The 23,410-nt window shown below is 65.4% G+C and carries 27 protein-coding genes; 6 read left to right on the top strand and 21 right to left on the bottom strand.

Annotated features, from left to right (window positions below):
• Window positions 1–75: 75 nt before the first annotated feature.
• The 7 genes from ASC46_RS18705 to ASC46_RS18735 form a co-directional block, all read right to left on the bottom strand.
• Complete coding sequence (locus ASC46_RS18705; RefSeq protein WP_055460819.1) at window positions 76–1,017, bottom strand: phage tail tube protein; 942 nt, start codon at window positions 1,015–1,017, stop codon at window positions 76–78.
• 24 nt (window positions 1,018–1,041) lie between these two features.
• Entirely contained in the window at window positions 1,042–1,476 is a 435-nt protein-coding gene (locus ASC46_RS18710) for a hypothetical protein (protein WP_055460820.1), read from the bottom strand.
• Window positions 1,477–1,558: 82 nt separating this feature from the next.
• Window positions 1,559–2,215, bottom strand: coding sequence for a DUF6441 family protein (locus ASC46_RS18715; protein ID WP_055460821.1), 657 nt, complete (start codon window positions 2,213–2,215; stop codon window positions 1,559–1,561).
• A gap of 3 nt (window positions 2,216–2,218) precedes the next feature.
• The gene (locus tag ASC46_RS18720; RefSeq protein WP_055460822.1) at window positions 2,219–2,554 is read right to left on the bottom strand and encodes a head-tail joining protein; all 336 of its coding nucleotides are present in this window, start codon (window positions 2,552–2,554) and stop codon (window positions 2,219–2,221) included.
• A 32-nt stretch (window positions 2,555–2,586) separates the two neighbouring features.
• Window positions 2,587–3,609 (bottom strand): major capsid protein, encoded by a 1,023-nt coding sequence (locus tag ASC46_RS18725; RefSeq protein WP_055460823.1) that lies wholly within the window; start codon window positions 3,607–3,609, stop codon window positions 2,587–2,589.
• A gap of 81 nt (window positions 3,610–3,690) precedes the next feature.
• Window positions 3,691–4,080, bottom strand: coding sequence for a head decoration protein (locus ASC46_RS18730; RefSeq protein ID WP_055460824.1), 390 nt, complete (start codon window positions 4,078–4,080; stop codon window positions 3,691–3,693).
• Window positions 4,081–4,100: 20 nt separating this feature from the next.
• A complete protein-coding gene (locus ASC46_RS18735; protein ID WP_245280626.1) occupies window positions 4,101–5,339 on the bottom strand; it encodes a S49 family peptidase in 1,239 nt (412 codons plus the stop codon).
• Window positions 5,340–5,472: 133 nt separating this feature from the next.
• Here ASC46_RS18735 and ASC46_RS18740 point away from each other — a divergent pair, with 133 nt between their 5' ends.
• Together ASC46_RS18740 and ASC46_RS18745 are read left to right on the top strand one after the other, a co-directional pair.
• A complete protein-coding gene (locus tag ASC46_RS18740) occupies window positions 5,473–5,730 on the top strand; it encodes a type II toxin-antitoxin system Phd/YefM family antitoxin (RefSeq protein WP_055460826.1) in 258 nt (85 codons plus the stop codon).
• Entirely contained in the window at window positions 5,730–6,155 is a 426-nt protein-coding gene (locus tag ASC46_RS18745; RefSeq protein ID WP_055460827.1) for a type II toxin-antitoxin system VapC family toxin, read from the top strand. Before ASC46_RS18740 ends, ASC46_RS18745 begins: the two co-directional genes overlap by 1 nt.
• Here ASC46_RS18745 and ASC46_RS18750 read toward each other — a convergent pair.
• Window positions 6,127–7,584, bottom strand: a complete 1,458-nt coding sequence (locus ASC46_RS18750) for a phage portal protein (RefSeq protein ID WP_055460828.1) — start codon at window positions 7,582–7,584, stop codon at window positions 6,127–6,129. The two genes, ASC46_RS18745 and ASC46_RS18750, sit on opposite strands and share 29 nt — an antisense overlap.
• A 4-nt stretch (window positions 7,585–7,588) precedes the next feature.
• A complete protein-coding gene (locus ASC46_RS18755) occupies window positions 7,589–7,801 on the bottom strand; it encodes a phage head-tail joining protein (protein WP_055460829.1) in 213 nt (70 codons plus the stop codon).
• Between the two features lie 115 nt (window positions 7,802–7,916).
• Here ASC46_RS18755 and ASC46_RS18760 point away from each other — a divergent pair, with 115 nt between their 5' ends.
• Window positions 7,917–8,099, top strand: coding sequence for a hypothetical protein (locus ASC46_RS18760; protein ID WP_055460830.1), 183 nt, complete (start codon window positions 7,917–7,919; stop codon window positions 8,097–8,099).
• A 24-nt stretch (window positions 8,100–8,123) separates the two neighbouring features.
• On the opposite strand, the gene ASC46_RS18765 is transcribed toward ASC46_RS18760, so the two are convergent.
• Together ASC46_RS18765 and ASC46_RS18770 are read right to left on the bottom strand one after the other, a co-directional pair.
• Window positions 8,124–10,130 carry a phage terminase large subunit family protein gene (locus tag ASC46_RS18765; protein ID WP_055460831.1) on the bottom strand — a complete coding sequence of 669 codons (2,007 nt, stop codon included), beginning with the start codon at window positions 10,128–10,130 and terminating at the stop codon, window positions 8,124–8,126.
• A complete protein-coding gene (locus ASC46_RS18770) occupies window positions 10,078–10,587 on the bottom strand; it encodes an elements of external origin (protein WP_245280627.1) in 510 nt (169 codons plus the stop codon). The genes ASC46_RS18765 and ASC46_RS18770 overlap by 53 nt, the downstream gene beginning before the upstream one ends.
• A 149-nt stretch (window positions 10,588–10,736) precedes the next feature.
• On the opposite strand from ASC46_RS18770, the gene ASC46_RS18775 reads away from it, so the two are divergent.
• The 3 genes from ASC46_RS18775 (at window position 10,737) to ASC46_RS18785 (ending at window position 12,055) form a co-directional block, all read left to right on the top strand.
• Window positions 10,737–11,102 carry a hypothetical protein gene (locus tag ASC46_RS18775; RefSeq protein WP_055460833.1) on the top strand — a complete coding sequence of 122 codons (366 nt, stop codon included), beginning with the start codon at window positions 10,737–10,739 and terminating at the stop codon, window positions 11,100–11,102.
• A 13-nt stretch (window positions 11,103–11,115) separates the two neighbouring features.
• Window positions 11,116–11,367 (top strand): hypothetical protein, encoded by a 252-nt coding sequence (locus ASC46_RS18780; RefSeq protein WP_055460834.1) that lies wholly within the window; start codon window positions 11,116–11,118, stop codon window positions 11,365–11,367.
• Between the two features lie 100 nt (window positions 11,368–11,467).
• On the top strand, window positions 11,468–12,055 hold the full coding sequence (locus ASC46_RS18785) for a DUF3489 domain-containing protein (protein ID WP_055460835.1): 588 nt from the start codon (window positions 11,468–11,470) through the stop codon (window positions 12,053–12,055).
• 55 nt (window positions 12,056–12,110) lie between these two features.
• On the opposite strand, the gene ASC46_RS18790 is transcribed toward ASC46_RS18785, so the two are convergent.
• From ASC46_RS18790 to ASC46_RS18840, 10 genes are all read right to left on the bottom strand, one after another.
• The gene (locus ASC46_RS18790) at window positions 12,111–13,412 is read right to left on the bottom strand and encodes a site-specific DNA-methyltransferase (protein ID WP_082464906.1); all 1,302 of its coding nucleotides are present in this window, start codon (window positions 13,410–13,412) and stop codon (window positions 12,111–12,113) included.
• Complete coding sequence (locus ASC46_RS18795) at window positions 13,348–14,736, bottom strand: site-specific DNA-methyltransferase (protein WP_055460836.1); 1,389 nt, start codon at window positions 14,734–14,736, stop codon at window positions 13,348–13,350. The genes ASC46_RS18790 and ASC46_RS18795 overlap by 65 nt, the downstream gene beginning before the upstream one ends.
• Before the next feature lie 427 nt (window positions 14,737–15,163).
• On the bottom strand, window positions 15,164–16,345 hold the full coding sequence (locus ASC46_RS18800) for a Fic family protein (RefSeq protein WP_055460837.1): 1,182 nt from the start codon (window positions 16,343–16,345) through the stop codon (window positions 15,164–15,166).
• A 54-nt stretch (window positions 16,346–16,399) separates the two neighbouring features.
• Window positions 16,400–16,876 (bottom strand): DUF6362 family protein, encoded by a 477-nt coding sequence (locus ASC46_RS18805; protein WP_055460838.1) that lies wholly within the window; start codon window positions 16,874–16,876, stop codon window positions 16,400–16,402.
• Window positions 16,869–17,066: a hypothetical protein gene (locus ASC46_RS18810; protein ID WP_055460839.1), complete on the bottom strand. Its 198-nt coding sequence runs from the start codon at window positions 17,064–17,066 to the stop codon at window positions 16,869–16,871. Before ASC46_RS18810 ends, ASC46_RS18805 begins: the two co-directional genes overlap by 8 nt.
• The gene (locus ASC46_RS18815) at window positions 17,063–17,380 is read right to left on the bottom strand and encodes a TSCPD domain-containing protein (protein ID WP_055460840.1); all 318 of its coding nucleotides are present in this window, start codon (window positions 17,378–17,380) and stop codon (window positions 17,063–17,065) included. The genes ASC46_RS18810 and ASC46_RS18815 overlap by 4 nt, the downstream gene beginning before the upstream one ends.
• Window positions 17,377–18,078, bottom strand: coding sequence for a hypothetical protein (locus tag ASC46_RS18820; protein ID WP_425349167.1), 702 nt, complete (start codon window positions 18,076–18,078; stop codon window positions 17,377–17,379). The genes ASC46_RS18815 and ASC46_RS18820 overlap by 4 nt, the downstream gene beginning before the upstream one ends.
• Before the next feature lie 312 nt (window positions 18,079–18,390).
• Window positions 18,391–21,312: a DUF927 domain-containing protein gene (locus ASC46_RS18830; protein WP_055460842.1), complete on the bottom strand. Its 2,922-nt coding sequence runs from the start codon at window positions 21,310–21,312 to the stop codon at window positions 18,391–18,393.
• An 11-nt stretch (window positions 21,313–21,323) separates the two neighbouring features.
• The gene (locus ASC46_RS18835) at window positions 21,324–22,628 is read right to left on the bottom strand and encodes an ATP-dependent DNA helicase (RefSeq protein WP_055460843.1); all 1,305 of its coding nucleotides are present in this window, start codon (window positions 22,626–22,628) and stop codon (window positions 21,324–21,326) included.
• Window positions 22,625–23,407: a PD-(D/E)XK nuclease family protein gene (locus ASC46_RS18840; RefSeq protein WP_055460844.1), complete on the bottom strand. Its 783-nt coding sequence runs from the start codon at window positions 23,405–23,407 to the stop codon at window positions 22,625–22,627. Before ASC46_RS18840 ends, ASC46_RS18835 begins: the two co-directional genes overlap by 4 nt.
• Window positions 23,408–23,410 lie beyond the last annotated feature (3 nt).

Here is a 23,410-nt window from a genome sequence, read left to right on the forward strand (position 1 = left end):
GCCTCTTGGGATGAGCGGGACGGGCCGCGCGCAAGCGGCTCGGATCTGGTCTTGGCCATGCTGGTTCTCAGGAGATCAGTAGGCTGACACGTCGTTGACGAGGGCGGCCGTCAGCGTCTTCTGCAGGCTCGGGTCCTTGGCCGACTGGAACGCAAAGGTGGCCTGAACGCCGCCCGGTCCGGTGATGGGCAGTTTCGGGCGCGGCAGGTAGACTTCGTGCAGGGTGAACAGGAGCGACTTGTCGGCGCCGATCGTCCAGCCGAAGGAAAGCTCGCAGGCGGTGCCGTTCACCGCCTGGTCGAGCAGCACGGTGTCGGCAAAGCGCACAGCCACGTTGCCGGTCACGCTGACCATGGCCGGGTCCGCGTCCTCGATCCGGCCATCAGGCCGGATCACTTCGACCTTGTCGAGATTGTTCGAGTACATGAGCTCGGCCGAGACGATCTGCCCGAGGGCCGTGCCGTTGCGCTTGATCTCGCCCATGAACTGCGAAAAGCGCTCGATCGCCGCCTCGCTGGGCGAAGCAGCGCCCGACGTTGTGGTCCGCGTTTCGCCTTGCGCGACCAGGCTCATGGTGGCGTTGAGGAGTCCCGATCGCTGCAGCTGGATGCGCATCGAGTTGGCGCGCACGCCGAAGTTCATGCCATAGCTCGGGACCTCCGGCATGCCGACCTCGATCGACATCGACGGCAGCGTGAGCGCGCCCGAGACGAACGTGTGGGTGAAGACGCCGGCGTTGTCGACCGATGTCGGTATGCCGAGCAGGAGCTTCAGCCAATAGCCGAAGTTGCGGAGATCGACCGGGACGACAACGTCGCCCTCGTTGTTCACGACGTCCCGGCTCGGCGGCAGCGGCTCCCGGCCAAGCCCAAGGAGATCGCTGGCGATCAGGTTCTGCTCGTCGCCGAGCGCCGAGGAGACGAAGGGGAGTTTCTTGTAACCGGCCACCGGCGGCGTGCCGTAGGTCGTCTCGAATGCGGCCGCCATGACGGCATTGGCGCCGCGCGCGCGTGCCATGGGACTCTCCTGGATTGTTGATGTTCAGTTCAGCGGATCGGTCGTGGCATAGACCGCAACGATCGCGGCGTCGGCCCAGCGACCGGGGCGGGCGCCCGCGGTCTCGACATCGTCGGTCGCCGCCGCCTCTGTCTCGATGAAATCGCAGAGGCCGCCCAGTGTGCGATCGCCAGTAACAGCAGCGCCGATCGCGCCGAGCATTTCGTCGAGCACCTGCTCGCGGGTCTTGCTCGAGGTGTCGTAGGCCGCAACCTCGATCGGGATCCGGTGCGTGTAGATGTAGGTGAGCGGCGACAGCATGACCTCTGGCTCGCCCGCGTCGCCGTCGCGCACGATGATGAGACCGCCGGGCGGGATGCGGTCCGCCTTGGCGAGGTTGCGCTTGACGTCCGCATCCGGCAGCGCGGCCGCAACGAGAGCCTTGACCGCATCAAGGACCTGTTCGCGCTTGCTCGTCACCGCAGGCTCGCCACCAGCACCGAAATGATGAACACGAACGCCAAGAGCGTCATCAGGACCGCGGCGGGTTGGTGCTTCACAGTCATCTCCAATGACTCGCAATGGCGCCTGGCACGCGATCGGCCCAGCGTTGTGCAATCGAGGCGATGTCGAGCCGCTTGCGCAATGTGACCTGCGGGACCAGGACGAAGACCACGACGGTCGAGCGCCCCCTCAGCCGGGTGAACTGAGCGCCTGTTCGGGTACGGCCAATGTTCTGCCTGGCGAGACCCTTTCTGCTCAGCCGCGCGTTGTCGGCGACGAGCAGCGAAGGCTGGCCGCGCCGGTATACGAAGCGCAGCCGCATGCCGGTGCGCCGCTCCCAGCCGCCCGGCGTGATGCGCTGCATGGCGCCGGTGGCGCTGATACCCTTGACGCCAGCAGCCGGCGTTGGAATGGCGAGCCAGAAGCCGCGGTGCGACCGGATCGTCACGCCGCGGTCGAAGGCATCGACGATGTTCGGCGCTTTCGACCAGACGAAGGACGCCGCTTCCAGGCTGGCGCCGCCCTCGGGATAGGTCCTGCCGCGCCAGGTATTGGCGAGGCGCTGCCCGAGACCAGAATCGACGACGTCGGCGCGCAGATCAGACTTGAGGCCGTCGGTCACCTCGCGCATGGCTCGGGTGACGGAACGCGCCGCATCGCCTTCAATGTCGCTTAGACCCTTGATGAGGTCGTCAGTCTTCAGCGTGAAGCGCATGGTTCATGGCGGCGGCGCTGCCTCGCATGTCCACACGAGCCGCAGGCTGTCGAGGGTGGGCGTCGCGATGATCTGGAAGGTCTCGCTGGTCCCCGGGCCTGGCCCGGGGATCTCGACCGTGTCACCACTTACCGGCGCCGTTACGTCGGAGCGGCGCACGTCGATCAGCAGTGTCGAGAGGATGGCTCGACTGTCGCCAAAACCGACGACCTCGTCCGGCCGGCGCGTGATGACGCGGACGAGAATTCCAGGATCAACACCGCCCACGCGCCAGATGGCGTCGCGGGCGATGTTCGGATCGGCGAACAGCGCATCGGTTGCGGCGGCGAAGGCGTCCATCGTCAGCCCTCCTACGCCAAGGCTTCGGAGGGTTAATTGCTGGTGATGATCTTGACCGCAAGTCGCGGCCGCTTGTTCACGGGCAGCGGCGAGGCCTCGGTCTTCACGTCGATGGCGCTGCCGTCGGGCCGGGCTATTTGGCGGGCATAGATCGGCAAGCCAACCGTGTTGACGGTCTCGATCAGGTTTGCAGGCGCCCCGTAGGTTACGAACGTGTCCATCGTGCCGAGCGGGAAGGCGATGCCTTCATTCGCCGGGATCAGCGTCTCGGTCGCGCCGGTCGAGAGTGTGACCGTGGCGTTGTATTCCTCGAACACGATGCCGGCGAAGGGGAAGCGCCGTCGCGTGTCCTCGCGCAGCGGCTGCGCGCCGGTCGAGGAAAAGTACTTGTAGGCTTCCTCGACCTTGGCGTGGCCGATCAGCTTGTCGAAGAAGCCGGGGCTGACCAGGGCCAGTACCCCGGTCATGGTCTCGCCCTTGAGTTCGGTCTCGATGTCGCGCAGCACCTCGCGGCACTTGGCCTGCACATTCGTGCCGGCCGTGCCGAGCACGAAGTCGACCGACTGCTGGGCGAGGCTGAACTCGGCGAAGTAATCGTAGAGTTGAATGCCGGCCCCATCCTTGACCACACCGCGCAGCGCATTGACCTCCATGTACTCACGGGTCTGGGCGTGCTTTGCCCGCATGCGGGTGAGCTTGCGCTCCATGACGGTCGCGAGCGGGTCGGCGGCATCCGCGACGCCAAAGCCGCGCACGCCCTGGATGTCCTGAGGCGTGATCACGTCGTCGTGGGGAATCCACGGCACCGTGAACGAGCGCATGGAGCGACTGTCGCGGTTAGCCACGGTGGCCGGCCCGCCGAGCGGCACCGTCGGCAAGAGGTTCAGCACGCCCTCGGCTTGCTCGATGACGACGCTGCGCTGGGTGATGCCCTCGAAGCGGAACAGGCCGAGCTGGCCGAGACGGGTGTAGATGTTGGGCAGGATGTTGATGGCTTGCGTCATCTCGGCGAGCGTGTAGCCGCCCGCGTCGAAGGGATTGATCATCGGGGCCATAGAGTCGGGTCTCCTCAGAAAGGGACCGGGCCCCGATGGATTCCATCGAGGCCCGGTCAGGCAGGGAGGTTGGGGAAGAGATCAGGCGGTGTCGCGCGGCACGATGCTGGCCGTGGCGAGCTGCGTGTGCTTCGCGTCCTTCTCGGCCGCCTGGTCGACGGATGGATCGAACACGAGCGCGGCCTTGGACACGATCGCGGGACCTCGCGCGATGACGAGGCCCGGCTTGTCGGCGGCGGTGGCGTCGACCGCCTCGATCAGAACCGCGACTGCGGTTTCGGCGCCTTCGTCGCCCACGACCTGTGCCGCGGGAGAAAGCCGGTACTTGCCGGAGGCCGTGATCCTGCCGAGCACGGCGCCGAGCGCGTAGTTCGTGCCGGCTTTGAGCGTCACGGTCTCCCGTGTGTAGTTGCCGTTGAGCTCGTACTTGAGCAGGTCGCCGAGCGTCGGCGCCATCGTCAATGTGGACATGTGTTGTGCTCCTTACGTGTTCAGGCACGAGTCGCCGCGGCCCGCTCACGTGCACGCCGCACGATCGGGCTGTCGCCAGCAGCGGGAGTGGACGGTGCTGCGGCAATGACGCTCGTTGCCTCGGCACGCGCAGCGAGCGTGTCGAGCACCGAGCGACGCAACGCATCGGGCGTAATGCCCTTTTTCAGCGCGTCGGCGGCGTCGACCGCAACATCAAGGCGAGCTGCTTGTGCCGCAATCGCGGCAACCTCGGCGAACTCCGCGCGCAATCGCTCGGCCGCGCCCGCTTCGGGCGTGGTTGATGCAGGCGCTGCCGGCGGCGCGGGATCCGGCGCAGCCTGTGTTACGGCCGGCGGAGCGTCGGCCGCTTGCTGCGGTTCGCTCGGCTGATCTTGGATCTGTTCGGTTTCGTTCGTCGCCATGGACAGGCTCCTCTTGAGTGTCGGGTTAATAAAAGCGCGCGTTGATGCGCTCCGATCGAGCTCAGCGGCCATTTCGGCGATGGCGAGGTCGAGCGTACCGAGACGATCGGCGAGACCTGCGCGGATCGCGAGCTCGCCGCGATAGATCGCGGCGTTGGTGCCCCGCACCGCCTCGGTCGTCAGGCCGCGATTGGCGGCAACCAGACCGCAGAATTCGGAGTAGAGGCGATCAACGTCCGCCTGAATCGTTGACCGGGCACGCTCCGAGAGCGGCTCATGTGCATTCGCGTCAACCTTGCGGTCGCCCGCGAAAATGAAGGTCCAGGCGAGCCCCGCTTTGACATCGGCCTGGCTTTCATCGACATGCGCGGCAACCACGCCAATCGAACCGACCTCGCCCGTGCGGGTGACATAGACCCGATCGGCCGTACTCGCGATGGCATAGGCTGCCGACAGCGCGCTTTCGTTCGCAACCGCCCACAACGGCTTATCGCCGGCCGTCCTGATCGCGCTGATCCGGTCGGCAAGATCGAACAGGCCGCCAACCTCCCCGCCCGAGGAGTCCACGTCGAGGATCACACCGCGGACGGTTGGGTCCGACATCGCGCCGGCAATGGCGTCGCCAATGTCGCCATAAGACATGAGCCCGCTCGCGGCATCGAGATAGCCGGAGCGGGTCACCAGCGTGCCGATCACGGAAACGACTGCAATGCGCTCGACCGTGATCGAGGTGAGGGGCGCCGGATCGGACGTCTGGTCGATCGGTTCGATCGTCTCACCGCTAAGGCGTGGCGCCAAGACGCCGAGGATCGCCTCGAGCTTGGGGCGCGCGATCATGAGCGGCGTCCCAAACACGCGAGATGCCACGTGTGGCAGGTTGAGCATGCGTACGTTATCCTTCGCGGGGCCCTTGACGAATCGAGTAGGCGGTCCGATATTCTGGCTAGAAAATCTAGCTAGGAGAGATGGGATGGCTCACCGCACGTGGTCGGTGCAGGACGCCAAGAACAGGTTCAGTGAGGTGGTCGAGGCTGCCCGCCGCAAGCCGCAGACCGTGACCAAGCACGGCAAACCGGCCGTCGTCGTCGTTGCCGCCGACGAATACGAGCGTCTGCGCAAGCTGGAGCAGCTGAAGGCCCCAAGCTTTGCCGAGCTGTTGCTCGCGATGCCTCAAGGCGACGTTGAGTTTGATCGTCTCAAGGCGATGCCGCGCGCCGTCGAATTCTGATGTACCTGATCGACACCGACGTTCTCTCGGCGCTGGCCAAGCGGCGGCGTGATGCCAACGTGGAAAATTGGATCAGTCGCCAACGGAGCAGCGACCTGTTCCTCAGCGTCATCGGCATCGGCGAGATCGAGCGCGGGATCGCCTTGCAGCGCGGCAAGGACCCAAATTTTGCCGCGATGCTTGCCCGCTGGCTGGACCAGGTCCTGACCGTTTACGGCGACCGCGTTCTGCCTTTCGATCTTGCTTCCGCGCGGCGCTGGGGACAGCTGAGCGCAGCGCTCGGCCATCATGGCGCCGACCTTCAAATCGCGGCCATCGCGCTCGAACACGGCCTCACGGTGGTCACACGCAACGTATCGGATTTCGAACCGACGGGCGTATCGGTGCTCGATCCATTCAGTTCGTCACCGCGTCGGAGGCCGTAGACAAGTTTACCGCCGGCAGGTTGACGGAGGTCGCAAAGCTCAAACCCAGCGACTTCTCGCGCGCCCGGTCGGCCGAGATCTCGGCATCCACCTGCTCGGCGTCATAGCCGCGCTCGGCGAGTGCCTGCGTGCGGCTCTTGAGGCCCGCCTCGATCTGCTCGATCTCGGCGCGCGCATCCTTCAAGGGATCGACCCAATCCCACTTCGGCGGCAACCAGCCGCAGGCAAGATACTCGCGCCGGCGCTGGTTATAGTCTGGAAGGTCGATCGCCCCCGCAAGCACCGCGGTGTCCATCCAGCGCGCCCACACCCGGCGGCAGAGCTGCCAGACGATCACGGCATGCTGGTAGGCTTCGATGCGGCGACGGAATTCAAGGAGCGCAAGGCGCGAGTTCGAATAGTTCGCCTTGAGCATATCATTCGAGAGATACGCATAGGGCACGCCGAGCGCCGCCGACACTTGCAGCAGCGTGCGGTACTGAAATGGTTCGTAGGTCTGACCCGATTCCGCGGGTGAGGAGGTTTGAACTTCCTCGCCCGGTTCCAGCATGGTGATCTGGCCCGGCTGCAGGTCGATCGTACGCTCGTCATTCTCGTCGCGTCCTTCCGCGGCGTCGAGCGGCTCGGTCGGCGCTGGCGTCGTGATGAAAAGCGCGTGCATTGCCGCGACCTTCTTGCGGTCGAGCTCGGCGTCGTCGTACTGGTCGAGGAGGAACAGCTTCACGATCCCGGCGGCGAAGCGCGAAATGCCCCGCATTTGCCCGGCATCGACCGGGTCGACGATGTGCACGATCTCGGAGGCCGGAATACGCACCGTCTCGCCCGCGAGCCGGGGGTCGGTCAAGTCGCCCGGGTGCCGGCGCAGAAAGTGGTAGGCCACGCGTCGGCCGATTGCGTCGAACTCGATGCCCTGCCGGATCACGTTGCCGTTCTGCGCAACCTCGTTGCGATTGATCGGCAGCATCTCGGAGGGGAGCATCTGCAGCTGCAGCGGCATCGTGAGCCCGTCCTGCGGCCGGCGCGGCCGGAACCGAAAGAACACTTCGCCTGCGATGAACACCTCACGTGCCGCGCGACGCTGCAGGCCATAGAAGTCCGTGAACGCCTCGGCGTCGGCTTCGTCCGTCCAGTGGAGCCAGAGCTTCTGGACCTGCGCCTTGAGGTCGGAATCCGAGATCATCGAGGACGGCTTGATGCCTGCACCCACGACGTTGCCGGCCCAGCTCTCGATCGCATTAGCGGCATAGCCGTTGTTGCGCACGAGCCAGCGGGCCCGCGCAGTAATGTCGGGTCCGGCCGCGGCAATCAGCGTGTTGAGATGCGCCCGGCTCGGCTGGAAACCTTTGAGACGTCGGTTCGCCAGTCCTGCCTCGAAGCCCCCGATGAACGCCCCGACCCGGCGTCGGAAGGCTTTCAGCGAAACGACCACGAGCTCAGAGTCCCTTCGAGGCTGACGTCAGGATACGGCGGCGTCGGCCGCCTTCGCCGGCGGCGGCGATCCGACGTTCGAGATCCGTGATGGCGGCTGCCATCTCGGCGTCGGTGGCGTAGGTCACGCGGCGACCCTCGATCTCGACTGTGCGCACTCCACGAAAACGCGCCGCGAGCAGCACGTCGCGCTGCGCGATCATCTCTTCGAGTGTCATGGACGATCAGTCAGCTGTGGCCATGGCCCCGCGGTACTAATTCGGCGCGTCTGGTCAACGCTTCAGCCGTTTCGTAAATTGCTCTGAACTCGTTGCGACGGGCTGGAGGCTTGCCATGCTGGACACCGTGCAGAAACGCGCTGCCCTGATGCGGCATCTGGAAAGCGCAATTTCGCTTGCCCATGAGCTCAACGAGCCGACCACCGAATATCTGATCGAGCGTGCGATCGACGAAGCCCGCGCACAGCAGATCCCGTCATTGATGATCGGAGACGTCTCGCAACCGCCGGGCCGGTAAACGACCAAGCCCTAGGCCCGGGTGTCAGCCGAGATAGCTCGACCGGAACACGCGACGACCCCGGCGTTCGGACCGGCGCCGGATGATACCGGCAACGCTCTCGGTCTGCAGGTCAGTCGGCTCGTCCGTCCGCACCTCTTCGACGATGCCAACCTGCTGCTCGAGGTCGCGCCACATCGCTTCGGTCCAGCGATCGGCGCCGGCAATCCAGACGGCCGCGCGCGCATAGACCCGGCAGTCGAGCGCCTCGTTGCGCTCGCGCAGCTTCTGCCATTCGAGCCGAGTAAAACCACGCTTGGTTTTCACCGTGACGAGCTGCTCGGCGACGAGCTGCTTGACCCACTCGGCGTCTGTGCCGCGCGGCAGGTGGACAAAGCCCGCGGGGAATTTCATGCCAGCGGCAATTTCATCATCGGTCGGTGCCGACAAGCGCAAGAACCGATAGGTCTCGCTCTTGAAGGTGGCGACCGCGATCGTCCACAGTCGAGCGCCGCGCCGAAGCTTCTTGCCGCCTTCGGTCACGTCGACATGCGTCGGGCCGATGACCGGTGCTGCGCGATTGAAGCCCTCGACGCCCTTGATCGGCGCGACCTGGGCGTGACCGACACGGCGTGACCAGGCGTAAACTGCGGGCGCCTCGTAGCCGGTGTCGATTGCAAGTTTGGCAATGCCGAGGCGCGCTCCATGCGCATGCGGCCAGGTCCGATCGAGCAGAAGGGCAAGTTCGTCCCAGGTCTCCGCCTGCTCGGGTCCGCCTTCGATCACGATGTGGTCGACGAGCCAGCTTTCGAGACCTCTCCCCCAGGCCCAGACGTCGACTTCGATGCGGTCCTTCTGGACGTCGGCGCCCGCCGTCAGGAACAGGCCGCCGCTCGGCACAGTGCCGATCTGCCAGGGTTCGCGTCGTTCGTAGAGCCGCTGCCAGTCGGGAGCCTCACCGGTCTCGACCCAGGTCTCTCCCAGCACGCTGTTCTTGAAGCTGCGCTTGGCTTCGTCGGTGGTCGCGGCCTCCCAAAGCCGGGCGATGTTCTCCCAGGAGAGCCACCCGACCGGCGAATAGAGCGCCGAGATGTGGAACCCGATCGTGTCCGGATCCTGCGGCTCGGCAGTGGGGCGCCACTCGCCAGCCGCGAGCATCGCCGTCTTGTGGTGCTCTTCGATCCCGCCATCACATGACTCGCACTCGTAATGCGCCGTCTCAGGCTTGCCCTTCTCCCAGCGCAGCCGCTCGAACTTGAGCCACTGCATGGCCCCGCAGTGTGGGCACGGCACGAAATAGCGCCGCTGATCAGACGCCTCGTACTCGCGTTCGATGCGCGACAGACCGTGAATGGTCGGCGTCGACCCGAGCAGGACCTTGGAGCGCCAGGAGAACGTGCGCGTGCGCGCTTCGGCAAGGGCAACCGGATCGCCTTCCTCGTCGGCCGAGGGCGGATAGGCATCGACCTCGTCGAGGAAGAGATAGCGGGCCGGCATCGAGCGCAAGCCGACGGCACTGTTCGCTCCGGTGATGACCAGGAGCCCGGCCGGGAACTCCTTCGACAGCACCGTGTTGCCAGCATCGCGCGAGCGAGCGGGCTTCACCCGTTCGCGCAATGCTGGACTCTCGCCAATCAGCGGATCGATGCGCTGGCGCGAGAAGCGCTTGGCCAGCTCGACGGTCGGCTGAACGCTGAGCATCGGCCCGGGCGCATGATGGATGACGTAGCCGATCCAATTATTGCCGCCTTCCGTGAAGCCAACCTGGGCCGACTTCATCACCACAATGCGGCGCGCCGGATGCGTGGGCGAGAGCGCATCAACAATCGCCCGCATGTAGGGCGTACGATCGGTGCGGTAGCGCCCGGGCTCCGCGGAAGCGCGCGGACTCAGGACGCGATGGCGGTCAGCCCATTCCGAGACCGTCAGCGCGGGGTCAGGCGTGAGCCCGTCGCGCCAGGCGTGGGCGATGTCTTCCGCGCCCTCGAACGCGAACAGATCACCGGAACTCGGCTCGAATTTCGGCGAGCTCGGCGAGGTGACCGCGGACATGCGTTTCGATGAGTTTCTGGACCGCGTGCGCCTCCACACCAAGGTCGGCTGCCATCAATGCAGCAACCCGCGCCGGCCAGTTGAGCCAGGAATCCCGCTCCTCGCGCGCAAGCCGAAACACAAGCGCGGTGGCGCGAGCGCGATCGACAAGCTCACCCTTCATGCGCTGCAGGCGCAGCCGCGCGAGGTGGGCCTTGGCAATCTCGTGCGCGGTGCGCGCCTGGACGAAGGTGACATTGCCGCCCGAGGGGAGGCCTTGCTCCCTCAGCGTCTCGCGCACCGAGCCGAGTGCGGCTTCTCCGACCGGGCGAAGCTTCTCGGCGGCGGGCTTCGGTTTCGTGCGTGTACGTCCTGGGTCGGTCGAGCGTTCCCACGACGCATCAGCCTTGGCGGGATCGATGGTGCCGTCCGGCTCGACCGCGACGCGGCCCTGTTTGATCGCGCGCAGGACCGCCACATGGCTTACGCCACGTCTGCGGGCATAAGCGCGGATTGATAATCCCATGACGAACCTGCCGCGAACAAAGCAATCAAATGACCCGATTATTTGCTTGGCTGCGGGCCAAAGCAGCGCCTCTATGACGCCATCACGGAAGGGAGACCTCCATGACCAGGATCGCCACATTGCCCAGCAACAATGAAAGCTGGGGCTTCTTCGGCACCATCCGCCACCATGCCGATCCCACCGAAGCTTGGCCGATCGCGATGCGAGCCATCGGCGAGGCGACGGGCTGTTCAGAGGTCGGGGTTCGCGATTTCCTCGACAGCCGCCATGGCCGTCACTTCGCTGATGATGTGGCCAGCGGACTTTTCAATGGCTTGAGCCTTCAACAGGCGATCGATGCCGCCGTCCACCGCTGGATGACCTGGACGATCGGCCGCCGCACGTCACGCGAGACCGGCATTCCGCGCGGACTGCCTTACCTGATCGGGTTCGTCACCGACTGCGAAATCATGGCGGAAAACGCCTGACGACGGAGGGAGCATGACCATGGAAGACTGGAGCGGACTCACTCCCGAAGAGATTCGCGCCCGCGTGGCTGCGGCGCGTGAGCCGGCTTTGCGTAGGTTCCTCGAAAGCTACGGCGCGACGATTCTTCCCGAAGAAACCCTCGAACAGGCAGTCAGGCGCGTGCAGCTGGTGGTCTTCGGCGTCATCCGCCACGCGGCTGAGACTGCGCTCCCAAACGAAACCTTCGAGCAATCCATGAGCCGCGTGCTGGCGCGCCGAAACTGACTGGCATCTGGCGCCTGAGGCTCCGCCCCGCTCCGACACGGGGCTCGGGGTCGTAGAAGGGTCGCGATGGTCGCGACCCGACTACCAGGGAGCCAACACCATGGCGCAGCTTTCCGACTCTCAACTCGTCGTTCTCACCGCGGCCTGCCAGCGGCCCGACCGCTGCGTGTTTCCGGTCAATCCGAAGCTCAAGGGCAATGCCGCCGGCAACGTGCTCAAGAGCCTCCTGAACAAGGGCCTGATCAAGGAAGTGCGCGCCAAGCGCGATGACACCGTGTGGCGGCACGACAGGAACCACGGCAAGATGACTCTGCGCGCCACCCGGGCCGCGTTCGATGCCCTCGGCATCGATCCGAAAGAGGTCGCAGCCGCCGAGGACGAAGCCGATGAGGCCAGCGCCTCTGCCGAGGCCGCGGGCGAGGCCGGCGAGACCAACGAGAACTCGAGCAAGTCCAAGGCCGATCAACGCGCGGTTCAGAAGCAGACTCGGGCCGACAGCAAACAGGCTCAGCTCATCGCAATGCTCAAGACTCCCGATGGCGCGACGATCGAAGAGATCGTCAAGAAGTTCAACTGGCAGGCGCACACGGCGCGCGGCGCCATCGCCGGCGCCCTGAAGAAGAAGCTTGGTCTGAACGTCCAATCGGAGAAAGTCGAAGGGCGCGGCCGCGTCTACCGCATCGCCTGAGCCCCGCCGAATGCTCAAGCGCCGCCGGCTGCGAAGCCCGGCGGCGCTTTCCCGTTCATGCTGATGGCCTTTCAGTCTTCAGCGCATCGAAGGTGCGGCCGTCATCCGAAAGCGTCGCTGTGCTGCCAGCGCGATTCTGCCAGCGCTCGATGATGACGTCGCAATAGCGCGGGTCGATTTCGATGGCGAGGCAGACGCGGTCGACGGAGTCGGCGGCAATCAGGGTCGAGCCGGAGCCCGCGAACGGTTCATAGACGAGTTCGCCCTTCGCGCTGTTGTTCACAATCGGCCGGCGCATGCACTCGACCGGCTTCTGCGTCCCGTGTTCGGTTGCGTCGTCGTTCTCGCCGGTGCCGATGGTCCAGAGTGTCGACTGGTCGCGCGCGCCTTGCCAGTGGCCGGTAGCTCCCTTGCGCACGGCGTAGAAGCACGGTTCGTGTTGCCAGTGGTAATCTCCGCGGGAGAGCACGAGGCGCGGCTTCGCCCATATGATCTGCGCCCTGATCAGAAAGCCGCAGGCGTCGAGGCTTTCTGCAACCGTCCGCCCGTGGATCCCGGAGTGCCACACATACGCGACCTCGCCGGGAAAGAGGCTCCAAGCCTCCCTCCAGTCCGCACGATGGTCGTTGTTGACCTTGCCTGTGCGCGCCGTTGCAGAGACGCCCGACTCGTTGCGCCAGTTTGGATCGTAGTCGACACCGTAGGGCGGGTCCGTCACCATCAGGTGCGGACACGCGCCATCGAGCAGTCGTGCAACGTCTGTCGCAATCGTCGCGTCGCCACACAGAAGGCGATGCGGCCCGAGCAGCCAGAGGTCGCCGGGTCGCGTAACCGCGTCGGCAGGCGGCTCAGGGACCTCGTCCTCTTCCTCGGGTGCTCCGTCTGCATCGAGTCCATCGAGCAACCGGTCGAGCTCGTCCTCGGCAAAGCCGAGCAAGGCGAGATCGACACCGTCCTCCTTGAGTCGTTCCAACTCGGCTGCGAGTAGCTCGTCGTCCCAGCCGGCGTTGAGCGCAATGCGATTGTCGGCGAGGCGAAACGCGCGCGCTTGAGCGTCGGTCAGGTGGCCTAGCCGAATGACCGGGACCTGCTGCAGTCCAAGGCGCCTCGCCGCGAGGAGTCGACCATGGCCGGCGATCAGCACACCGCGATCGTCGACGAGGCACGGAACGTTGAATCCGAATTCCGCGATCGAGCCGGCAATCTGCGCGACCTGTTCGTCCGAATGCGTTCTGGCATTCGCCGCATAGGGCAGGAGCCGGCCGATAGGCCAGAGCTCGACCTGCAGCGCGTCAGTCGTCGGGGATTGCGACCCCGCGCGCTCGCGCGACCGCTTCGAAGGTTTGGCCTTCGCCATCGAGGATCACTGGCTGGTCAGGAAAGAGCTTGCGCCACCGGCGGAGCGCCACGTCGACGTACTCGGGCGCGAGCTCGATTGCCCTCGCTCGTCGGTCAGCGCGCTGCGCAGCAACGATGCTGGTGCCAGATCCGGCAAAGGGCTCGTAGACGATGTCGTGTTCGTCGCTGTAGGCCCGCATTACGAATTCTGGCAGCGCCACAGGAAACACCGCCGGATGCTCGGTTTCGATGCCGCGCGCCTTGTGTCGCGTGATGCGAATGACGTTGTCCGGGATCCGCATCTCCTGGACGCCCTGGCCGGCATGCGTCCATTCGCCGACATGGCCATCCTTGTGGCGGATGCCGCCGTGCGCGTCGTTGACGTGCCCGGCCCATTTGCAGGGGACGATCTTGTTGGGCTTTCGCGCCTTGCGATTGAAGTGGAAGACAAGTTCGAAGGCCGGCGCCAGACGCCCGTTCCAATCGCCTGGCAGTCCCGGGCCCTGGTCCCAGACGTAGAGCCCGAAACGGCGCCAGCCCTGCTCGCGCATCCAGTCGAGCCAAGCGCGCCAGTACGGTTGCCACTCGTTATCGCGGTGGATGAGACCGAGATTGACCAGGACCTGTCCGGCTTCGGTGACCGGCAGCGCCGTGAAGACGCCGCGCATCAGCGCGTCCCAATCGCCGACGCCCCCGGTCGTGTAGTCGCGCTGATTGCCGTAGGGCGGGGACGTGAACACGAGCGCCGCGCGCTCGCCGTTCATGACGCGCGCTACCGACGATGCATCCATGCTGTCGCCACAAAGCAAACGATGCTCGCCAATCTTCCAAAGGTCGCCATTTCGCGAGACGGGCTCGCGCGGCGGCGCGGGCATGTCGTCGTCTGCATCCTCGCCCGCTGACTCGGCGTCCTCCGCCTCATCGTCCAGCGGCGCCATCAAGGCATCGAGCTCTGCTTCCGAGAAGCCGGTGAGCGCGAGATCGAATCCCGCGCCGTTTAGCGCGTGCAACTCCGCTGCGAGAACTTCTTCATTCCAGCCGGCATTGAGCGCGAGCTTGTTGTCGGCGATGACGTAGGCACGCCGCTGTGCCGGCGTGAGATAATCGAGGACGACGACCGGCACCGTGTCGAGGCCAAGCTTGCGTGCCGCCAACAGCCGGCCATGGCCGGCGACGATGCTACCCTCCGCGTCAACAAGGATCGGATTGGTCCAACCGAATTCGACGATCGAGGCTGCGATCTGCGCAACCTGGTCGTCGTCATGCGTGCGGGCATTGCGCGCATAGGGCTTGAGCCGATCGGGCGGCCAGTGCTCGACCGCATCGGGCAGGCGCGGCGGCATGTGGTTCGTGTCGGCGCGGTAGGTTGGCGGCTGGTAACCAGGGTTCGGTGAGTTACCACGCAGGGTTACCAGGGCGGCCGCACGAAAAACGCGCGCCGTTGCGCGCCTTTGGCGCCAAGGCGGGCCAACATTCCGTGGTAACTGGTAACTCAGATTTTGCGGCTGGCGGTAGCGAAATTTCGGGCCATTGCCCCCCGCATACCAATTTGGCCAGGGAGGACCCGTGCGTTCAGAGGCTAAGGAGTATTTGGGTGTATTTGGGCGTCGAAATGGAGCTAGTCGGTCCTGGGCATTTTCATCGAATGGCGAGGCCTGCGTCCGCGCGCGCCGCTCGCGAGCTTGCCGTCGAAACTAACGAGTCCGAGCGTTTTTGTCCGAGCGAAAAGTGTCTGCAAGACACTTTTCTCTTTGCCACGCAGCCGTTCGCTCACGCATTGGGTGGTAGTGGCTCGGTGCCCTGGTCGAGCACGGCGAGATACTTGCTGTAGGCGAAGACGCGATGACGTTGTTTGCCGGTCAGTTCACGAACGATGCCGAGCTTGATGAGGTGCTCAAGCGACTTGCCGACCGTGGGAAGTGAAAGCTTCAGTTCTCCTGATGCGGCCTGGATGGTGACAATCGGGCGACGCTGCATGAAGTCATGCACGCGAAAGACAGACGCAGCGCTTCGTCCCAGCGCTTGAATCGCCTCCCGGTCGCGATCGAACAGGTCGATGAGATCGCGTGCCGTATCTACCGCCTGAGTTGCGGTATCGCACACGCCGCTGAGGAAGAATTCCATCCAGGCTTCCCAAGCGCCGTTCTCACGAACTTCCTGAAGCAGACGGTAGTAATCGGGCCGTCGCGCCTTGAAGTAGAGGCTGAGGTACAGGATGGGTTCGCGAAGAACGCCTGCCTCGCACAGCATGAGCGTGATGAGAAGGCGTCCAAGCCGTCCATTGCCGTCAAGAAACGGGTGAATGGTCTCGAATTGAACGTGCGCGAGGCCGGCCTTGATCAAAGGCGGCAGCTGCGGGTTGTCGACGTGCAGGAACTTCTCGAACGCGTCGAGGCATTCGTTGAGTCGGTCAGGAGGCGGCGGCACGAACAACGCGTTGCCGGGACGCGTACCGCCGATCCAGTTCTGCGAGCGGCGAAACTCGCCTGGTTGCTTGCTGGCGCCGCGGCCCGAGTGAAGGAGGATTTCGTGCATCTCGCGAATGAGGCGTAGCGAAAGCGGAAATCCTTCGCGCAGGCGCTTCAGTCCATGTTCCATCGCCGCGATGTAGTTGGAGACCTCGGCGACATCGTCGAGCGGAACCTGCGGAATCTCATGGTTCTCGAACAGGAGCAGGTCGGAAAGCGATGACTGGGTACCCTCGATCTGAGAGGAGAGAAGCGCCTCCTTGCGCACGTACATGAACAGGAAGAGGGGCGTTGAAGGCAGGATCGTCGTGACCCCGTCGAGGCGGCCAAGGGCGCCGCGGGCGGCATCGTAGAGGTCGAACAGGGCCGGCAGGTCGAGCGGCGGATCGGGCGGCAGCGGGGGAGGGAGGAAAGCCCGCACCCGCTCCCCGCCGACAGCCGTCTCGACATACTGCCCGAGGCGGGTTCCTGCCGTTCCCGTCATGTTCTCAATCCTTTAGTAAGCCGGAGGCCTTACTAAAGGATAGCGCGTTTTCGTTTAGTTACGAAGGCGCCTGTCTAAAGCCTTCCCTTGTCGGGCCCTGCCCCGGAAATGCTCGATCAGGCGCCGTTTCGACCGCGGCTGCGCTAGATGCCAGCCATTTAGGCGCCAGGCGATCAGGCAAAGGGCGTAGAGCCAGTGTTCGTTGGCGGCCGCCCGCGCCAACCCCACATGGTAGCAAACCACCTTCCATCGCTCCCCGTTCGCGCGCAGCCAGACGATCCTGGCATCCGTCGGCTCAAGCCACCGCAGCCACTCCAACGTCTCTTCCATTCGACTGATCGCGTCCGGAGCAGGCGGTGGCCGCCGCAAGCGCGGCGGCTCCTGTTGGACCAGGTCGGCGAACTCGTGGATCACCTTCGGCCACAGCGAATAGTAGCCGGGCACGCGAACCTCGGGCAGCCGCTTCATCACGTCGGCGGCCTCGACGAAGCGCTCTTCGACCATCGAAGGCGTCCAGGTCGTGTCAGCCATCGCAGGTCTCCTTCTGCTGCCGCTTGCCGAACAGCCGCTCTCCCAACTGGCGAACGAGCTGGCGCTCCGGCCAGGTGAGGCGATGGTCGTCCTTGTTGACGACAAGGATCCCGTATTCGAGCCAGCCATCGCGCTTGACCTGCTCGGGTGTTCTGCGCTCGCCGCCATAACCTTTTGGAGTCCACCTCATGACTGCGCCTCCCGAACCAGGAGATCGGCCAGCGCGCCGATAATCGATGCGGGAGCCTTGCCATCGCCGAGTCGGCCCATGCTCGAGCCGAGCTCGGCAGGTTCGACGCCGTGCTGAAGCAGGAGCGAGAGCGCGATGCACGCGTCGTCGAGAATGCCGTCCATGGTCGAGCCGACCTTGGCTCCATGCGTGAACACCTCACCGATGCGGCCGGTCGCTGGATTGAATCCGATCGTCACCGAATAGGATCGGCATTCATGCACGAGCTCCGTGGTGAGACTCGGCCGGCGATCGGGCAGGCGTTGCCTGGTCATGGCACGCCCCGTGTCTCGATGGCCCACAGCAGGATGGCGATGGCATCGGCCTCGTTGTAGTCAGCCGGCGAGAAGCCGCGGGCGCGCATTGCATCGCAGACCGCTTGCTTGTCGGCGTTTCCTTTTCCGGTCGCAAAGCGCTTGATGACGCCGACGGGCACGCCTTCGTACGGGTGGCGACGCTCCTCGCACCAGGCGGTGAGCTCGGCGAGGAAGCCGCCATAGACGTGCGCGGCGATCGTGCCGGCATGAACGCGGACTTCCTCGAAATAGACGGCAAGCAGACCTTCCGCGGCTTCGATCTCAGCGAGCCACCGGCGGAAGCGAAGGAACGGCATGCCGCCGCCCTCGAAGCGACCGGCTTTGAACGTCATGGTGCCGCTCACGATCGGTCGGCCGATGCGCTTGAGGGCCCAGCCGGTCGCGCTGCCGAGATCGAGCGCAAGCAATGTGCGCGGATTCGCCGGCACAAGCTTGAGCTCGGGACGAGCAGAAGGGTTCGCGTCCACGGCGGGACGCGTGGCAAGAGCAAACATCGACGTGATCCTGAATGCGGTTCTGCGCTTGCTGCTCTCTTCGAGCAGCGGCGACGTGATTGCCTTGCGATCAGGGAGGCGCGCGACTTCGCCAAAGCTGCTCGGCAGACGCGCGGAAGTTGCCACGCTGGCCACCGTGGAATTCGCGGTGGCTACGGTCAAGTCGCTGAAAGAGTTGGTGACTTGCCACTCTTTCCACTCTTTCCACTGAAAAAGAAGAGATACTACGCGCGACCCTTCCGCCGATCCCCGACCACGGAATGGGAGTCAAATTCCTATAATCTCTCCTCGGCGCGTGGCACCTGTGGCTGGTGTGGCCATTCGCCTGCAATCTCAATTGCTTGAGCGTGGCCACGACCGTTGCCACCGCGGTCCGCGTGGTCACGCGCATTGCGCAGAAGTTCGCGGGTGTGGCCACCCGAGCCACACCGGCCACATGGCGTGCTCCTCGGATCGAGCGCGAGCGGAAACCGGTCATTGGACGTCCCCGCTCTCGTCGCCGAACCAGGTCTGGCGCCGGCCGAACTCGGACCGCTTGAGCGCATAGGCGTCGACGCGGCCAATCTTCGGCACCCAGCGCACCACGGCGCGCCGGTTGTCTTGTCGCTTGTCGAGCAGATTCCTTTCGACGAGTGCCTTGACGACCTGCTGGGCCTTGAGCGTCTCGCCGGAAGCCTCGCGCAGCCGCTGGACCGGCACGTAGATCGCCGTGTCGTCGTACCAAGCCACCGCCTCGCGATTGTTGAGCTTGCGGTCATAGCCATCGGCGCCGGTGTCGACGGACTTGATGGTCACGTCCCACCGTTCGGCGATCCATGCGCGCAGGCTCGCAATCGCCTGCTCGTCCGGCGCCAGAGCTTCGGCGTCGGAGGATTTCTGGAAGCGCTCCCAGGCCCACCGCACCGGCGTTTCGAGATCGATCGACCACGGCAGCAGGTCGAAATCCTGGGCGAGCTGGCCGGCAATGCAGGGCAGTGCGAGGCAGGTCGCCGCGCGCAGCCGCGCCGCATCGGCCCGCTCGCCGGCGAGTCGCCGCGCGAAGTCCATCACCCGCTCGCGCAGCGCGTCGGGCCTGTGGTGAAGCTTGGCGGCGACGAGTCGCTCGACGAACGCAGGGCCGGCATGGCCGTGATGCTGTTCGACCGCGACGATCTCCCGGATCACGTTCTGGCTCAGGGTGCGGTCGACGTCGGTCACGTCGACGTCGAGGATGCGCACCGCCATGCCGGCGATCCAGGCGGCACCGTCGGCGCGGACCTTCTCTTCGAGCGAGCACTCGCTGGAGAGCACCGCGTAGGTCGACCAGGCATAGCGATGCTTGAGGATGGCGCCGGCGGTGAGCCGCGCTTTCCCCTGGCCGCCGGAGATCGCGTAGATCAGCCGGCCGATCGCGCGCCCATCGGCGTGGGCGAGCTCGTCGAGCGCCAGCACCGTGCCCGAGGCCGCCTGGGCGAACACTTCGACCGCGTTCTCGGTCGAGCGCATCGACTGCAGCAGGCCTGCCCCGATCAGGGGCGACGTCCAGGCGGAGACCGCAAGGCGCTGCGCAGTGGTCTTCCCGCTCGATGACAGTCCGCTCAGATTGATGCCGCAGCTATCAAGGCCGGCAAGGGATTGAACGACGCCGGCGAAGCCCGCGAGCACGCCGAGCAGGAAATGCGGGCAGCCCTTTGCCGAGGCGACGGCTGTGAGTGCCGTCTTCCAGCCGTCGAGCGAGCCGCGCGTGGTCGTTCCAAAGCGTGCGTTGGTGGCAAGTTCGAGCCGCCGGGTCGGATTGTCGCCGATCGCGGTGCCCGCCGGCGTCACGAAGACCGGATGCTCGCTGCCGTCGAGGCGGTGCCAGCCCGGACGAGAGACCACGAGGATTTCCTGATCGGGGTCGGCGCCCTTGAGGATCTGGACGGCGAGCTGATCGCCGTCGTTCTCGCAGCGCAGGCCGGCGGCAAACAGCTCTGCCCTGAGATCGGATGCGCCGAGCCGCGCGAGCGCCGCGCGGTTGAAATCGACCGCCCGGATCCGGCCGTCCATGGCATCGATGTGGACACGAAGCCCGAAGGCCTCGTCATGGTCGAGATAGCGCAGGCGCGCGACCGCGCCGAACGGCGTAGTCATGGCCTGCCAGCGCTCGTTGCCGAGCTTGTCGCGGCCGGTCGACTTGAACAGGAGAATGCGCCCGTCGCGAGCCCTGCGATAGGCAAGAGTCGCATCCTCCAGATTCGGCAGTGGAAACAGCTTGGCGACGTCCTCGATCGTGCGCGTCGGTTTTGGATCGCGGTCGACGATCATGGCGCCGAGAAGCGGGCTCTCGACGACGAACTCTTGCGCAGCCTCGATCACCGCGCAGACGGCCTCGGCGCCCTCGCGCATGAGTAGGTCATTGAAATCATCGCCCATGCCCGGCGGCAACGCGACCCAGGCGCGCTTGCCGCGGTCGGCCATTTGCGTCGCAAGCTTGCGCGCGGCTTCGAAGCCGACGCCACTACTATCATGATCGGCACAGATGACGACGCGATCGATCTCCGGCGGCAGAGAAAGCTCTGCGATGTTGCCGGCGGAGAGTGCGGCCCACATCGGCAGCGATGGGCAGGCCGTCATGACCGCAAGGGCCGTCTCGACGCCCTCGGCAATCCCGAGCAAGCCGGCGTTCGGCGATGCCAGACGGATGACGCCGCCTCCGACGTGGCCGAGCGACATGCGCGGTGTGGCAAGCGGCGCCTTCGCCGCGCCTTCGGGCGCGAGGTAGGTGCGATGAAGGCCGACCACCTCGCCGCGCATGTCGCGAACGATGCCGACCATCCCGGGCCAGCCGGTTTGTGTCTCGAAATGCGTGAGATCAGCGACGAAGCGCAGGTCGTCGGTATCCGGGACCACGAGCTTTCGACCGCGCAGGTAGACTTCAGCCAGCGTGTCCTTGATCGGCGCCGCGCGGGCAAGGATGTGGCGAATCTCGGTTGCGACCGCCGCGTCGCGCGCTTCACTGGTCGATCGACCATCGCTGACGTCGGGGGAGGTCGCTCCGTTCGCACGCTTTCTCTTTGCGCCCTTCTGGGTGGTGCCGCTGCTCTGGCCGACGAGCGCGGCTGCATAGGCGTAAAGCTCTCTGCCCTTGAGGCCGGTGGCGTGTTCGAGTGCCGATAGCGGTCCACCGGAGCCGGAGCCGTCGAAGTCGATCCAGTCGCCGGCATTCGGGCCGTCGAGCGCAATGACACAGGAGCCCTGCTTGCGCGGCGGGGCACCATGGATGTTGGCAAGCCGCCAGACATTCCCTTCCCGCCGCCCCTTCAGAAAATGCTGCGGGACCCAGACCTTGGCGGTCCGGCGCAGTTCCTCGACGATGGCGTCGAGGTCAAAGCGCTCGAAGGGCCGTGCGGCCTCTATGCCGTTGAAGTCGAGCATTGCCGGCGACCTCAATCGAGCAGCACCAGCCCGCGCTCGGCGCGGGTGATGGCGGTGTAGAGCCAGCGCGCCCGGTCCTGCGGCGTGCGTCCGAGTCCGTCATTGAATACGACGACGTTCTCAAACTGCGAGCCTTGCGCCTTGTGGCAGGTGATGGCCCAGCCCCAGACGCACTCGATTGTGGCGCGCTTCTTGTGGTGATCGCGGCGTTCCCGGTCGGGATCGGGCGACAGGTGGTCGTCGAAGTGGCCGCGGTAGATGCGGAAGCGCTCGCGCCGGCCGTTTGCCTCGCCGCCGACCTGGCGGCCGTCCTCGGTCGTGATCGCGGCCTTGAAGGCGATTTCGTCGCCATCGTCGTCGATCTCGTCGAGGGTCACGAACATGCCATTGACGAGGCCGATGTCATTGCGGTTGCGCAGACAAATCAGCTTCTCGCCGGCACCGGTCGGATAGGGAGCGGCGAAGCCGGCGGCCTGTTTCATGGCGAGATTGAGCTGCATGCGGGTGGCGTTGCGGCCGCAGATCACCTGACCGGCTTTGAGCAGGCCGGTGGCGTCGACGTCCGCCCGGCGCATTTTCCACACGAATTCGTCGTGCTCGCCGTAAGGAATGGGCTTGCCCTCGCGCGCCCAGGTGGCAAGGCGAATAATGGCGCTGTCGCCGGCCTGGCGGTGCACCTCCGTCAACAGCACGTCGGGCTTGTCGGTGTCGAAGGCGCCTTCGCCCTTGACCGGCGGCAGCTGGCCGGGATCGCCGAGCACGAGAGTGGGCTTCCCGAAGGCAAGGAGATCGCGCGCCATCTCGGCGCCGACCATGGACACTTCGTCGAGCACGAGGAGCTTGGCGTCGCGCAGAACGGATTCGGAATTGAGCACGAAGCGCGGCTTGTGGGCGTCCTTGAGCCGCAGCTCAAGGGAGCGCAGGCGCGACTCCTCGAATAGGCGTTCGGCCACACCGAGCGTCGGCAGCTTGGCCTGGATCTCAGCGACCTCGGCCTTGAGCTTTTCGATCTCCTGCGGGCTTGCCTCGGAAACCCGGTAGATGAGCGAATGAATAGTGCAAGCGGGCGTTCCCTTGCGGGTCATCACCAGCGCGGCCTTGCCGGTGAAGGCGGCATAGAGCACGTCGCCCGTCTTGCAGCCCGACGAAGACGTGGTGAGACCAAGCTCTTCGATCGCGTACTTGACGATGGTGCTCTTGCCGGCGCCGGCATAGCCGAACACGCGGCAGACCTGCTGGTCCTTGGTGCGGTTCTCGAACCAGTCCTTGATGGTGGCGATTGCCGCGCGCTGGCTGTCGGAGAGCGTGATGGTCATGCAAGGCCTCCGGGCACGAGCGCATGGCAGCGAATGCGGTAGGGACAGAGCGTGCAGAGGTAAAAGTCAGGATCGTCGGACACTCGCGGCAGCAGCTCGCGAGCCTCGACGGCGCGGATCACGGTGACCGCCTTGTCCGAGAGCGCCTGCGCGGCAGGCGGATCGAAAGGGACGAGTTCGTAGCGGAGCGCCTGGGTGTCCTTGTCGAGCGCGACGAACAGCGTTTGTTCCACTGAAAGGTAGGCCATGTAGACCTGGACCTGCGCCCAGTAGATCGGCTTCGAAGTCTTGACGCCGTGCTTGACGACGTCCTGCCAGGACGAGGACTTGAGCGCCTTGTGCTCGAACAGCACCGGGTAGGCGATGCCGACGTCGGGCCCTTCGACGATCACGCCATCGATGTGCCCGCGGAAGCGGCCGCCGGCGACCGAGAAGCCGAACTGCTCGCCGTTTCGCCTGTGCGTGCGCAGGTCGAAGCCGGCGTGACGCAGCCAGCGGATGGTCATGTCTTCGAAGCGGTGGCCGGTTTCGAAGACGCGCAGCAGGCGCCCGCCGAAATCCGCGCCGTCATCGACGGGGGTCTGCATCAGCTCGTAGCAGAGCCGGCGCGCACAGGGTTCGCCGATGCGTGAGGCGCCAAGATAGTCCCGCGGCGCGATCGCTGCTCGTTCCGCCACGAGCGCCGCGTCGACAAGGGCGTCGATGCGCTCGCCGATCGAGACGGAGGCAGGTGCGTGGCCATAGACGAAGCCGGAGCCATGGTTGAGGTCGATGAACATGAG

The organism is Chelatococcus sambhunathii, assembly GCF_001418005.1.
Classification (GTDB): Bacteria; Pseudomonadota; Alphaproteobacteria; order Rhizobiales; family Beijerinckiaceae; genus Chelatococcus_A; species Chelatococcus_A sambhunathii.